The organism is Actinotalea ferrariae CF5-4 (genome assembly GCF_000603945.1).
Lineage (GTDB): Bacteria > Actinomycetota > Actinomycetes > Actinomycetales > Cellulomonadaceae > Actinotalea > Actinotalea ferrariae.
This window is the reverse complement of the sequence record NZ_AXCW01000130.1, coordinates 1-12,109: the sequence shown is the minus strand read 5'-3', so window position 1 is coordinate 12,109 and position 12,109 is coordinate 1. Positions and strand designations below refer to the sequence as shown.

The 12,109-nt window shown below is 73.5% G+C and carries 12 protein-coding genes; 6 read left to right on the top strand and 6 right to left on the bottom strand.

Going from position 1 to position 12,109, the window contains the following annotated elements:
* Window positions 1-1,208: proton-conducting transporter transmembrane domain-containing protein (locus tag N866_RS11950; RefSeq protein WP_281173242.1), on the bottom strand; the 1,208-nt coding region annotated here is incomplete at its 3' end.
* 59 nt (window positions 1,209-1,267) lie between these two features.
* Between N866_RS11950 and N866_RS11945 the strand changes: the two genes are divergently transcribed.
* Window positions 1,268-1,588, top strand: a complete 321-nt coding sequence (locus N866_RS11945; RefSeq protein ID WP_034226626.1) for a helix-turn-helix transcriptional regulator — start codon at window positions 1,268-1,270, stop codon at window positions 1,586-1,588.
* 46 nt (window positions 1,589-1,634) lie between these two features.
* On the opposite strand, the gene N866_RS11940 is transcribed toward N866_RS11945, so the two are convergent.
* Window positions 1,635-2,243 (bottom strand): acyl-CoA-like ligand-binding transcription factor, encoded by a 609-nt coding sequence (locus tag N866_RS11940; RefSeq protein ID WP_034226619.1) that lies wholly within the window; start codon window positions 2,241-2,243, stop codon window positions 1,635-1,637.
* A 155-nt stretch (window positions 2,244-2,398) separates the two neighbouring features.
* Between N866_RS11940 and N866_RS11935 the strand changes: the two genes are divergently transcribed.
* Window positions 2,399-3,985, top strand: a complete 1,587-nt coding sequence (locus tag N866_RS11935; RefSeq protein WP_052022970.1) for an MDR family MFS transporter — start codon at window positions 2,399-2,401, stop codon at window positions 3,983-3,985.
* Window positions 3,986-4,010: 25 nt separating this feature from the next.
* On the opposite strand, the gene N866_RS11930 is transcribed toward N866_RS11935, so the two are convergent.
* The 3 genes from N866_RS11930 to N866_RS11920 all read right to left on the bottom strand — a co-directional run bounded on the left by N866_RS11930 (window position 4,011) and on the right by N866_RS11920 (window position 6,852).
* The gene (locus tag N866_RS11930) at window positions 4,011-4,841 is read right to left on the bottom strand and encodes a sulfite exporter TauE/SafE family protein (RefSeq protein WP_081802598.1); all 831 of its coding nucleotides are present in this window, start codon (window positions 4,839-4,841) and stop codon (window positions 4,011-4,013) included.
* A 62-nt stretch (window positions 4,842-4,903) separates the two neighbouring features.
* On the bottom strand, window positions 4,904-6,364 hold the full coding sequence (locus N866_RS11925; protein WP_034226618.1) for an amidohydrolase family protein: 1,461 nt from the start codon (window positions 6,362-6,364) through the stop codon (window positions 4,904-4,906).
* A gap of 179 nt (window positions 6,365-6,543) precedes the next feature.
* Entirely contained in the window at window positions 6,544-6,852 is a 309-nt protein-coding gene (locus N866_RS11920) for a 2TM domain-containing protein (protein ID WP_052022968.1), read from the bottom strand.
* A gap of 237 nt (window positions 6,853-7,089) precedes the next feature.
* On the opposite strand from N866_RS11920, the gene N866_RS11915 reads away from it, so the two are divergent.
* The 4 genes from N866_RS11915 to N866_RS11900 all read left to right on the top strand — a co-directional run bounded on the left by N866_RS11915 (window position 7,090) and on the right by N866_RS11900 (window position 11,529).
* Window positions 7,090-7,896: a GntR family transcriptional regulator gene (locus tag N866_RS11915; protein WP_081802597.1), complete on the top strand. Its 807-nt coding sequence runs from the start codon at window positions 7,090-7,092 to the stop codon at window positions 7,894-7,896.
* Complete coding sequence (locus N866_RS11910; protein WP_034226615.1) at window positions 7,893-9,419, top strand: MmgE/PrpD family protein; 1,527 nt, start codon at window positions 7,893-7,895, stop codon at window positions 9,417-9,419. Before N866_RS11915 ends, N866_RS11910 begins: the two co-directional genes overlap by 4 nt.
* Window positions 9,419-10,330, top strand: coding sequence for a methylisocitrate lyase (gene prpB / locus N866_RS11905; protein WP_034226613.1), 912 nt, complete (start codon window positions 9,419-9,421; stop codon window positions 10,328-10,330). The genes N866_RS11910 and prpB overlap by 1 nt, the downstream gene beginning before the upstream one ends.
* 77 nt (window positions 10,331-10,407) lie before the next feature.
* Complete coding sequence (locus N866_RS11900; RefSeq protein ID WP_034226611.1) at window positions 10,408-11,529, top strand: bifunctional 2-methylcitrate synthase/citrate synthase; 1,122 nt, start codon at window positions 10,408-10,410, stop codon at window positions 11,527-11,529.
* A 135-nt stretch (window positions 11,530-11,664) separates the two neighbouring features.
* Here the strand turns inward: N866_RS11900 and N866_RS21395 are convergent.
* On the bottom strand, window positions 11,665-12,109 hold a 445-nt coding region (locus N866_RS21395; protein ID WP_034226609.1), incomplete at its 5' end, for a hypothetical protein.

The following is a 12,109-nucleotide window of genomic DNA, read 5'->3' as shown; positions in this document are numbered from 1 at the left end:
CCGGCGAGCGTGCCGGCGAGGGCCGCGACCCCGAGCGCCCCGGCGACGAGGCGGGTGGACAACGGTGCCCGGAGCGTCAGCAGCCCGTGCCCGCCGGCCGTGGCCGCGACGAGGACGGCGGCCGCGGTGAGGGGGTGCGTCAGGCCGCCGTCGGCGACGACGAGGAGGGCACCCGCGGCCAGGCCGACCACGGCGCCGAGCACCCGGGTGCCGGGGCTGGTGGTCGGGACGGCGTCCCGGCGGGCACGGGAGATCTGGTCCCCCGCGGTGAGGAACGCCGTCGCCTTGTACGCGCCGTGCAGCACGAGGTGGAGCACAGCGGCGGCGTGCGCGCCGACGGCCAGGAGCGTGAGCATGAAGCCCATCTGCGCGGTCGTGGACCAGGCCAGGCGGGTCTTGGCGTCGGCCCGGACGAGCAGGCGCGGGAACGTCCGGACGGCCGTCCCGAGCCCGATCGCCGCGAGGACGGCGGGCAGGACACCGCCGGCCCACACAGGGTGGAGCTGGAGGAGGAGGACCACCGGGGCGTTGACGACCCCGGCGTGGAGCAGGCCGGAGACGGGCGCCGGCGCGACCACGCTGAGCGGCACCCAGCGGGCGAACGGCAGGAGCCCGGCGCGGGCGGCGGCCGTGACGAGCAGGGCGGCACCGGCGACCGTGAGCACCGGCGACCCGGACGTCTCGGCCCAGGCCACGACGGCCGGCAGGGAGGTGGTGCCGGCCGAGGCGACGAGCAGCCCGACGGCGATCAGGAGCGCGATGTCGCCAGCCGCACGGCTGCGGCGCAGGGCGGCGACGGCGCGGGCCGACGCGGGGCCGGCCGCGCCCCCGTGGTGGCCGACGAGCGGGGTGAGGGCCGCGCCGGTGAGGACCCAGGCGCCCAGGAGGACGACCAGGTCCTGCGTGGTCACGGCGAGCACGGCGGCGCCGGCGGTGAGCAGCAGGAGGCGGTCGTAGCGGGCGCGTGCCGGGTCGCCGTCGAGGTGGCGCAGGGAGAACCGGGTGAGGACGAGGGCCAGCAGGGTGGTGAGCACCGCCACGGCGGCGCGGTAGGGCTCGACGACGCCGAGCGCCGCGACGACGACGGCGGCGACCGTGGCCGTCGTCGCCGCGAGGACGGCGGTACGGCCTCGTGCCGTCGGCAGGAGGGCGGCGAGGAGGAGGACGGCGGCGGGCAGGCCGGCGAGCAGCGCAGCGGTCAGGTCCATGCCGGAAGACAAACACATGAAAATAAAGTCATGCGAATGCAGTCCGTAGAGTGGGACACGTGCGGACCGACGACGGATCGACCACGCGGACGTGGACCTTCCTGACGAACCATGCGCGGGTGCTCATCGCGGTCGCTCGCGACCCCCAGGCCCGGGTGCGGGACCTCAGCGGCCTGGTCGGGATCACCGACCGCGCGACGCAGGGGATCCTCGCCGACCTGGTGGAGGCGGGATTCGTGACGCGGACCCGCGTCGGGCGTCGCAACGAGTACTCCGTGCACCCCGACGTGCAGTTCCGCCACCCGCGCGAGGCGGGGCACGACGTCGGCGAGCTGCTGGGCCTGTTCGTCGAGCCGGGGCGGACCGACTCCGAGACCTGACCGGCGGTCACGCGGGTCGCGGGCCCCGTCCTCGCACCGCCCCCCGTCAGGTCGGTGGTGTGAGGCCTCGGCCGAGCGCGTCGAAGACGTCGACGATGACCTCGACGAGGTCCGGACCGGAGTCGCCGGCGCCCCAGTGCCGCGTCGCGGTGCGGACGGCGCTGGTCGCGGCCGCGACCACGAGGGCGGGGTACGGGTCGGTCGGGGGTGCCCCGATGCGCTCGGCGACCGCCTCGGCGAGGACGCGCTCGAGCTCGGCGGTCGCCCCCATGAGCGCCGGCAGGAGGCTGGGGTTCCGCTCGATGACCAGCAGGCGGAGCCGCCACATCTCGCGGTCGAACCGGACGCCGTCGGCGTAGGCGAGGAACGCCGCGCGCAGCGCGACCAGCGGCTCCTCGTGCGCCGGTCGCGCGACCAGGCTCTCGCGCAGGAACGCCACCAGCGCCGGGTCGTTCCCGACGAGCGCCTCCTCCTTGGAGGCGAAGTAGTTGAAGAACGTGCGGGGCGAGACGTCGGCGGCCGCGGCGACGTCCTCCGCGGTCACGGCGTCGAGCCCGCGCTCCGCGACCAGGGACAGGGCGGCCATCCGCAGGGTGTGGCGGGTGAGGCGCTTCTTCCGTTCGCGCAGCCCCTCGCGCTCGCTGTGGTCCGTCACACGTCCAGCCTAGGGCGGGAATGGCTGCAGCCTCTGCGAAGTTGCAGACTGTGCATGTTTGGCGGCGGCCCGCACCGGGACGTCGGCCGGGACCCCCTCCGCAGGACCAGCACCCCCACCGTCCCGACGGACGACGACACGACGAGGACCTCCGCGTGGAGCCCACCACCGCACCGACCGCGCCGGCGACGCCGGAGCGCTTCACCGGCCTGAGCCCGCAGATGCGGCTGGTGTTCATCGGCCTGCTGCTCGGCATGTTCGTCGCCGGCATCAGCCAGACCATCGTCTCGCCCGCGCTGCCGGTCATGGTCGCCGAGCTGGGCGGGATCGAGGGCTACAGCTGGCTGGCCACGGCGGCCATGCTCACGGCCGCCGTGGTCGTGCCGATCGTCGGCAAGCTCTCCGACCTGTACGGACGGCGCCCGTTCTACCTCGGCGGACTGGTCGTCTTCATGGCCGGCGCGGCGCTCGCGGGTGCGGCGCCGTCGTTCTGGTGGCTCGTGGCGGCGCGCGCGGTGCAGGGCCTCGGCATGGGCGCGCTGATGACGCTCTCGCAGACGATCATCGGGGACATCGTCCCGCCGCGGCAACGGGGCCGGTACCAGGGCTGGGTCGGGGCGGTCTTCGGCGTGACGTCCGTCGCCGGTCCGCTCGCGGACGGCTGGCTCACCGACCACGTCGGCTGGCGGTGGGTCTTCTACGCGGGACTGCCGTTCGGTGTGATCGCGCTCGTCTTCGTCGCGCGCAACCTGCACCTGCCGCACGCCCGACGGCCGGTCCGCATCGACGTGGCGGGGATCGTCACGCTGACGCTCGCCCTGGTCGCCGTCCTCCTCGCGGCGTCCTGGGGCGGCACGGCGTACCCCTGGTCCTCCCCGGTCGTGCTCGGGCTGCTGGGCGCCGGCGCGGTGCTGCTGACGGCCTTCGTCCTCGTCGAGCAGCGGGCGCACGAGCCGGTGCTGCCGCTGCGGCTGTTCCGCAGCTCGATCTTCACGCTCGCCAACGTCGCCAGCCTCGCGATCTCGATGGCGATGTTCGGGGCCGTGTTCTACATCCCCGTGTACGCCCAGGGCGTCCTGGGGGTCGACGCGACCCGGTCCGGGGCGATCCTCGTCCCGATGAGCGTGACGATGATCGGGGTCGGGATCGTGGTGGGGCTCCTCATCTCGCGCCACGGCCACTACAAGCGCTACGTCGTGGGCGGGACCGTGCTCATGCTCGTCGGGTTCGGGCTGCTCACCCTGACCGGGTACGGCACGTCGCCCGTGCAGCTCACGGCCGCGATGGTCGTCATCGGGCTCGGCATCGGTGGGGCCATGCAGACCCTCACGCTCGTGGTGCAGAACGTCGTCGGCAGGGACGACCTCGGGGTGGCGACCGCCTCGGTCCAGTTCTTCCGCAACGTCGGTGCCACGGTCGGCATCGCGCTGCTGGGTGCGGTCATGACGGCGCGGCTCGGGCCGGCGATCGCCGAGCAGCTGCCTGCGGGCACCGACGCACCGGCCGACCTCGGGGCCGGCTCCGTCCTGGACCCCGCGGCGCTGGCCGGCCTGTCGGCCGGGGCCGAGGAGGCCGTCCGGCGCGCCCTGGCCGACGCGCTCGGCGACGTGTTCCTCGCCGCGGTGCCGATCGTCGTCGTCGCGGTCGTGGCGTCGGTGCTCCTGCGCGTGATCCCGCTGCGGGACACGCTGCACGTCCCCGCGGCGCCCGTCGAGGAGGCGGACCTCGCCGTCCGTCGCTGAGCGTGGCGGCCGCTGAACCGGCTGGTCAGCGGCCGCCACGCTGCATGCGGATCGCCCGGACGGTCAGCTGCGTGGCCGCGACGACGACCAGGACCGCGAAGAGCACGGTCGAGGCCCGGGGCGGGAGCAGGAAGGCCAGCGAGGCGCCGGCGAACGACGCCACGGTCGCGCCCAGCCCGACGACGGCGCCCGCCCGCAGGTCCACCATGCGGCCGCGCACGTTCGTGACGGTGCCCATGATCGCCGTCGGCAGCATGGTGAGCAGCGACGTGCCCTTGGCGGCCAGGTCGCCCTGGCCGAACAGCGCGATGAGGACGGGCACGAGGATGACGCCGCCCCCGATCCCGAACAGGCCGGACGCCACGCCCATGAACAGACCCGTCGCGATGAGCGCGAGCACGACCAGCGGCGACAGCTCGATGCCGGCCCCGCGCTCGGGCACGGTGAGGAACATGCGGATCGCGACGGCGACGAGCAGCGCGATGAACAGCCACCGCAGCCACACCATCGGGATGCGCCGCAGGAGCCGGGCGCCGAGGTAGGAGCCGATGATGCCGCCGATCGCGACGATGCCGGCCACGGCGACGTCGACGCTGTCGTTGGCCAGGTAGGTCGCGGAGCCCACGAGCGCCGCCGGGATGATCGCCGCGAGCGACGTCGTCGCCGCCTGCTTCTGGTTCAGCCCGGCCATGAGGATGAGCAGCGGCACCATGAGGATCCCGCCGCCCACGCCGAACAGGCCCGACATGAACCCCCCCAGCACGCCGACCACGACCAGGGCCCACCACCGCCGGGGACGCTCCGGCGGGGCCGCCGGGTTCTCCGGCGGGGGGGCGGGCGGTGGAGCAGAAGTCACCCGGTGATGCTAGGCCCCGGCCGCCCCTCCGACTGGTCGTTGGGGCGGCCGGGCTCCGGGCGTCAGGCCTGGTGCGTCGCCGAGCTCGCGTAGTCGGTGTACTGGTACGGGTTGTCGAGGATCTTCGTCTCCGGGACGTCGGGGTTCATCCCCTTGGCCCAGGCCTCGTCGCCCAAGGTCGACTGCAGGTGCTCGATCGTCTGCTCCAGCTGGTGCCGCACGGCCGGCAGGTCGATGCCGACCAGGCGGTGGTCGTGCTTGACGATGCGCCCGTTCACCACGACCGTGTGGACGTCCCCGCGCTGCGCCTGGAACGCCACGTGGCCGAAGGGGTTGAGCATCGGGAACATCACCGGGGAGGCGTCGTTCTTCACCAGGACGACGTCGGCCTTCTTGCCCACCCCCAGGCTGCCGACGAGGGAGTCCATGCCGAGGGCCTTGGCCCCGCCCCGGGTCGCCCAGTCGACGACCTGGTCCGCACGCAGGTGGCAGTGGGTGATCGTCTCGCCGAGGGCGTGCGCCTCGTGGTGCTCGCGCGCCCGGTCGGCGTTGAGCGTCGAGCGCATGGCCGAGAACATGTCGCCGCTCCACCACACGCTCGTGTCCACCGAGAGCGACACCGGGATGTCGTAGGAGCGCAGGGTGTACGAGGACGGGTAGCCCTGCCCGCAGCTGGACTCGCTCTCGGTCGCGACCGAGACGGAGCCCCCGGTGGCGGCGATGCGGTGGTACGAGTCCGGGCTCAGCGTCGCAGCGTGGACGTAGATGTTGCCCGGCTGCATGAAGCCGTGCTCGTAGGCCAGGCGGATCCCGTCGTCGTTGGTCGCGCCCCACACGCCCGCGTGCGTGGTGACGGTCGCGCCGAGCTCCCGCGCCGCCTCGTAGGCGGCCTTCTCGGGAAAGGCGGGGTCACCGGTGACGTCGAACGCCATCTGGAAGCCGAGCATGTCCGACCGGTGCATACGGCGGTTGACGAAGTCGCGGAACTCGGGGGAGTGTGACCACTCCCACGGGCCCTGCTGGATGTTGCCGTAGGCGAGGACGAACCGCCCCGGGACGGTCTCGAGGGCGTCGACGGCGGCGTCGGCGTGCTCGACGGTCTGCAGGCCGTGGGACCAGTCGACGGTCGTCGTGACGCCCGCGTCGAGCGACTCCACGGCGGCCAGGAGGTTGCCGGCGTGGATGTCCTGCGGCCGGAAGGCCTTGCCGTGCTCGAGGTAGTACCAGACGAAGTACTGGGTCAGGGTCCAGTCGGCGCCGTAGCCGCGCATCGCCGTCTGCCACATGTGCCGGTGGGTGTCGATCATGCCGGGCATGACGATGCCGGTGGCGTCGATCTCGATGGTGCCGTCCGGCACGGCGAGGCCGTGCCCGATCGCCTCGATGCGGTCGCCGACGACCAGCACGTCGGCGTCCTTCAGGATGGTCTTGCTGTCGTCCATCGTCAGGACGGTGCCGTTCCGGAAGACCTTCGGCCGACCGTCGTGGTCGTGGGGGACGCCGTGGTCCGGGGTCGCGCTCATGAGTACCTCCGCCATCGCAGGTGAGCCGGCGCGAGTGTTCACTCTCGCTGAACACGCGCCGTTGGAGGCAGGTTGATCCCACTGCCCGGCGGTGTCAAGAGCCCCGGTCCGCTGCGCTCTCACCGCGGGCGAAGGATGGCGTCCCGGGCAGGGGGCACGCTCAGCCGCGACCCCCGCTCTCAGCCGTGGCGCAGACGGTCCATCTCGGCCCGGATCCGGTCCTCCGACGGGCCGGGGAACAGCACGTCCCAGGCGTTGAACGCCAGGCCGATGCCCCAGCCGAGGATCGGGAACAGCGGCCAGAAGAACTGGTCGGTGCCGTTGAGCGACCAGATGACGACCAGGAAGGCGTTGACGAGGACGTACGCGAGCGCGTGCGCCCCCAGCCCGCGGCGCGCCTCGAGCCGCTTCTCCGCGCGGGCGCGCAGCAGCGGGTCGGTGTCGTCGACCGCCGGGCGGTGCGGGTGGTGCAGGGCGTCCTGGCTCATGACAGGTCTCCTCCTCGCGCGGGGGCCCGGACCTGCGTGCCGCCGCGACGCGGCGGACGGCACCCGGGCGGCTCGTCTCCACGGTCGGGCGCAGGCAGGCCTCTCGGAAGGGGCGAAGGTCCCCGACGGCGCCGCATGGATCGGCGTTGTATGCATGGATGCCCGGCGATGCGCGCCTGGCCCCTTCGCGGTGGGACTTTGTATACAAGAGGCCGGGACGGGCTCTAGAGTCGTCCCATGCGGGCGAGCGAGCGGGTCTACCGGGCCCTGCGCGAGGAGATCGTCGCCTGGCACCTGCCCCCGGGCACCGAGCTCGGCGAGGTCGAGCAGGCGGCCCGGTGGGGTGTCTCCCGGACACCGCTGCGCGAGGCGCTCGGCCGGCTCGCGGCGGAGGGGCTCGCCGTCGTCGGGCGGGGACGCACGCTCGTGGTCTCCCAGCTCGACGCCGACGACGTCGTGCACCTCTTCGAGCTGCGCGAGGCGCTCGAGACCCAGGCGGCGCGGCTCGCGTCGCGCCGTGCCCGGCCGGAGGTCTTCACCGGGCTCGCGGAGCGCTTCGCCGGCGCCGGGGCGCTCCTCGCCGACGACGACCCCGACCGCACCGCCTACTACGCGCTCGTCGGCGAGCTCGACGCGGCGCTCGACACCGCCATGGCCAGCCGCCACCTGCAGCGCTCGCTGGCGGCCCTGCGTGCGCACGTCGCGCGGGTCCGACGCCTCGCGCACGCCGACACGGCGCGCCTGCTGCACGCCGCGGACGAGCACCGCCTCATCGCCGAGGCGGTGGCGGCGGGCGACGCCGTGCTCGCCGCCCAGGCCACCGGCGTGCACCTGCACGCGAGCCTCCGGCACGTGCTCGACGCACTGGCCGCCGGTCCCGTCGGGGACCCGACCACGCCTTCACAGGCCCTGCCCACGCCCTCACCCGTCCTGGCCACGCCTTCACAGGCCACGCCCACGCCCGTCCTGCCCAGGCCGCCGTCGGCCCGTCCCGACGCCGTCGACCGTCCCTCCGCCCTCGACCCCACCGGAGCAGCCCGATGATCCGCCACGACGTCCGCGTCCACCCCTCCAGCGACCGCCTCCCGCGTAGCGAGCAGCTCGCGTGGAAGATCGCCGAGGTCGCCGTCGACCCCGTCGAGGTGCTGCCCGAGGTCGTCGACATGGTGGTCAACCGCGTCATCGACAACGCGGCCGTGGCGACGGCGTCGCTGCTGCGCGGACCGGTGGTGGCGGCGCGCGGGCAGGCGCTGGCGCACCCGTACCGGCCCGGCGCCACCGTGTTCGGCCTGCCGGCGGGCGAGCGGTTCAGCCCCGAGTGGGCGGCGTGGGCCAACGGCGTGGCGGTGCGCGAGCTGGACTACCACGACACCTTCCTCGCGGCCGACTACTCCCACCCGGCCGACAACATCCCGCCCGTGCTCGCCGTCGCGCAGCACCTGGCCGAGCGCCGGGGGCTGTCGGGGCACGACGTCGTCCGGGCGCTCGCCACCGGCTACGAGGTCCAGGTCGACCTCGTCCGGGCGATCAGCCTGCACAAGCACAAGATCGACCACGTCGCGCACCTCGGGCCGTCGGCCGCGGCCGCGCTCGGGACGCTGCTCGGCCTCCCGGCGGAGACGGTCTTCCAGGCGATCGGCCAGGCTCTGCACACGACGACGGCGACGCGGCAGTCGCGCAAGGGCGAGATCTCCAGCTGGAAGGCGTACGCCCCGGCGCTCGCGGGCAAGGTGGCGATCGAGGCAGTCGACCGGGCTGTCCGCGGCCAGGGGGCGCCCGTGCCGATCTACGAGGGCGAGGACGGGGTCATCGCCTGGATGCTCGACGGTCCCGACGCGCACTACGAGGTGCCGCTGCCCGAGCCGGGGGAGGCGAAGCGGGCGATCCTCGACACGTACACCAAGGAGCACTCGGCGGAGTACCAGTCCCAGGCGCTCATCGACCTCGCCCGGCGGCTGCACCGGGAGCGACCGGAGCTCGCGGACCCGGAGCGGGTGGCGTCGGTCGTCATCCACACGAGCCACCACACGCACTACGTCATCGGCTCGGGGGCGAACGACCCGCAGAAGTACGACCCCACGGCGTCGCGCGAGACGCTCGACCACTCGATCCCGTACATCGTCGCGGTGGCCCTGCAGGACGGGGAGTGGCACCACGTGCGCTCCTACGCGCCGGAGCGCGCCGGACGGCCCGACACCGTGGCATTGTGGCGGAAGATCACCACGGCGGAGGACCCGGAGTGGACCCGGCGCTACCACTCGACCGACCCGGCGGAGAAGGCGTTCGGCGGGCGCCTGGAGATCACGCTGACCGACGGGTCCCGGGTGGTCGAGGAGATCGCCGTCGCCGACGCGCACCCGCTGGGTGCCCGTCCGTTCGCCCGCGAGCAGTACGTGGCGAAGTTCCGCATGCTGGCGGAGGGGGTGCTGGACGACGCGGAGGTGGAGCGGTTCCTCGACGTCGCGCAGCGCCTGCCGGAGCTGACGTCCGCCGAGCTCGGCGAGCTGACCGTCGTGGCTCCGGACGGCCTCCTGGCCACGGTGCCCGTTCCGGAGGGGATCTTCTGATGCTGTACGCGACGACGACAGCCGAGGCCAAGCGCGCCGACCTGCGGCGGCGGCTGGCCGGGGACGAGCTCCTGCGCTTCCCGGGCGCCTTCAACCCGCTGTCCGCGCGGCTCATCCAGGACAAGGGGTTCGAGGGCGTCTACATCTCCGGGGCGGTGCTCAGCGCGGACCTCGGCCTGCCCGACATCGGCCTGACCACGGCGACCGAGGTCGCGGAGCGCAGCCGGCAGATCACGCGCATGACCGACCTGCCCGCGCTGGTCGACGCGGACACCGGGTTCGGCGAGCCGATGAACGTCGCCCGCACCGTCCAGACGCTCGAGGACGCCGGGCTCGCCGGGCTGCACGTCGAGGACCAGGTCAACCCGAAGCGGTGCGGTCACCTGGACGGCAAGCAGGTCGTCGACCTGGCGACCGCGGTCCAGCGCGTGCGTGCCGCCGTGGAGGCGCGGCGCGACCCGAGCTTCCTCATCATGGCCCGGACGGACGTGCGGGCGGTCGAGGGGCTGTCCGTGGCGATCGACCGGGCCAAGGCGCTGGTCGACGCGGGGGCCGACGCGATCTTCCCCGAGGCGATGGCCGGCCTCGGGGAGTTCGAGGCGGTCGCGAAGGCGGTGGACGTGCCGGTCCTGGCCAACATGACGGAGTTCGGCAAGGCGGACCTGCTGACCAACGCCGAGCTCGCGAGTGCGGGGATCCGGATGGTCATCTACCCCGTCTCGCTGCTGCGCGTCGCCATGGGCGCTGCCGAGCGGGCGCTCGACACCCTCGCCGCCGAGGGCTCGTTGCGCGCCGAGGTGCCGGGCATGCAGCACCGCTCCCGTCTCTACGAGCTCCTCGACTACGAGGGCTACAACCGCTTCGACGGCTCGATCTTCACGTACACGCCGGACGCGTCCGTCCGGCACTGACCCGGCGCCGCGGCCCGACCGCGGCGTCGTCGTCGGGGCCCGGCCCATCCGCAGCACCGATCGCGAAGGAGCGACCGATGACCAGCACCACCGAACCGGAGATCCGCAAGGGTCTGGCGGGCGTCGTCGCCGACACGACGGCGATCTCCAAGGTGAACCCCGAGTCCAACTCCCTGCTGTACCGCGGGTACCCCGTGCAGGAGCTGGCCGCGCGCTGCTCCTTCGAGGAGGTGGCGTGGCTCCTGTGGCACGGCGAGCTGCCGACGCCGGCGGAGCTGGCGGGGCTGCAGGAGGCCGAGCGCGCCCAGCGGGCGCTCGCGCCGCAGGTGCGCGCCGTCGTCGACGCCATCCCGACGGCGGCCCACCCGATGGACGTCCTGCGGACGGCCGTGAGCCTGGTGGGCGCGCTCGACCCGACCGCGGCGGACTCGTCGCGCGAGGCCGAGGTCGCCGCGTCCGTGCGGCTGCTCGCGCAGATCCCCGCGATCGTGGCCTACGACCAGCGCCGCCGGCGGGGGCAGGACGTGGTCGAGCCGCGGGACGACCTCGACCTCGCGGCGAACCTCCTGCACATGACGTTCGGCGAGGTGCCCGACGACGTCGTCGTCGACGCCTTCCGGGTGTCGCTCGTGCTGTACGCCGAGCACTCGTTCAACGCCTCGACGTTCACCGCGCGCGTGGTCACCTCGACGCTGTCGGACCTGTACTCGGCGGTCGTCGCCGCGATCGGGGCGCTCAAGGGCCCCCTGCACGGCGGGGCCAACGAGGCCGTCATGCACGTGTTCGACCAGATCGGCTCGGCGGACCGGGCCGAGGAGTGGCTGGACAGGGCCCTCGGCGAGAAGCGCAAGATCATGGGGTTCGGTCACCGGGTCTACAAGCACGGCGACTCGCGCGTGCCCACGATGAAGGCGGCCCTGGACCGGTTGGTCGAGCACTACGGCCGACAGGACCTCGCCGAGCTGTACGACCGGCTCGAGGCCGCGATGGTGGCCCGCAAGAGCATCCGGCCGAACCTCGACTACCCGTCGGGTCCGGCCTACCACCTCATGGGGTTCGACACCGCGACGTTCACGCCCTTGTTCGTGGCGGCTCGCGTGACGGGGTGGACGGCGCACGTCATGGAGCAGCGCGCCGCGAACTCGCTGATCCGGCCGCTCAGCGCCTACGTGGGACCGGAGGAGCGGCACCTGCCGTGACGCGGCCCTGAGCCCGCCGGCAGGCCACCCGATGCACGCAGAAGGCCCCGTCCTCGGTGAGGACGGGGCCTTCGACCCCTGGGAAGGGTCTGTGCGTGGAGCTCTCGCCTCCCAGGCGGCGAGATCGGTGACAGGTCAGGCGGTCACGGTCTGACGCGGGGCGACCTCGGCACGAGCCGGGACCAGGACGCGCAGCGCGTACCCGGTGGCCGCGAAGAGGACACCCATGCCGGCGGCGAACGCCGCGACGCCGAACGCGATCACCGAGGTGAAGAGCGACGCCCGCAGGAACGAGCCGTTCATGACGCTGGCGCGGGCCGGGTCCTCACGGTCCATCTCGGCGTAGGTCTTGCCGCCGGAGCCCTCGAGCGCGTGCTTGTTGATGATGTCGGCCTGGACGTAGGCGTCCAGGGGGCCGTTCACGGTCTTGCCGGCGAACGCCATGGCGTCGTCCGGGATCGTGATGTTCTCGGCGACCAGCTGGCTGCGGACCGTGATCCACGTGGCGGCGCCTCCGGCGACGAGCACGAGACCGGCGACCATGAGCAGCACCGAGATCAGACGGACAGCCTTCGTGTTG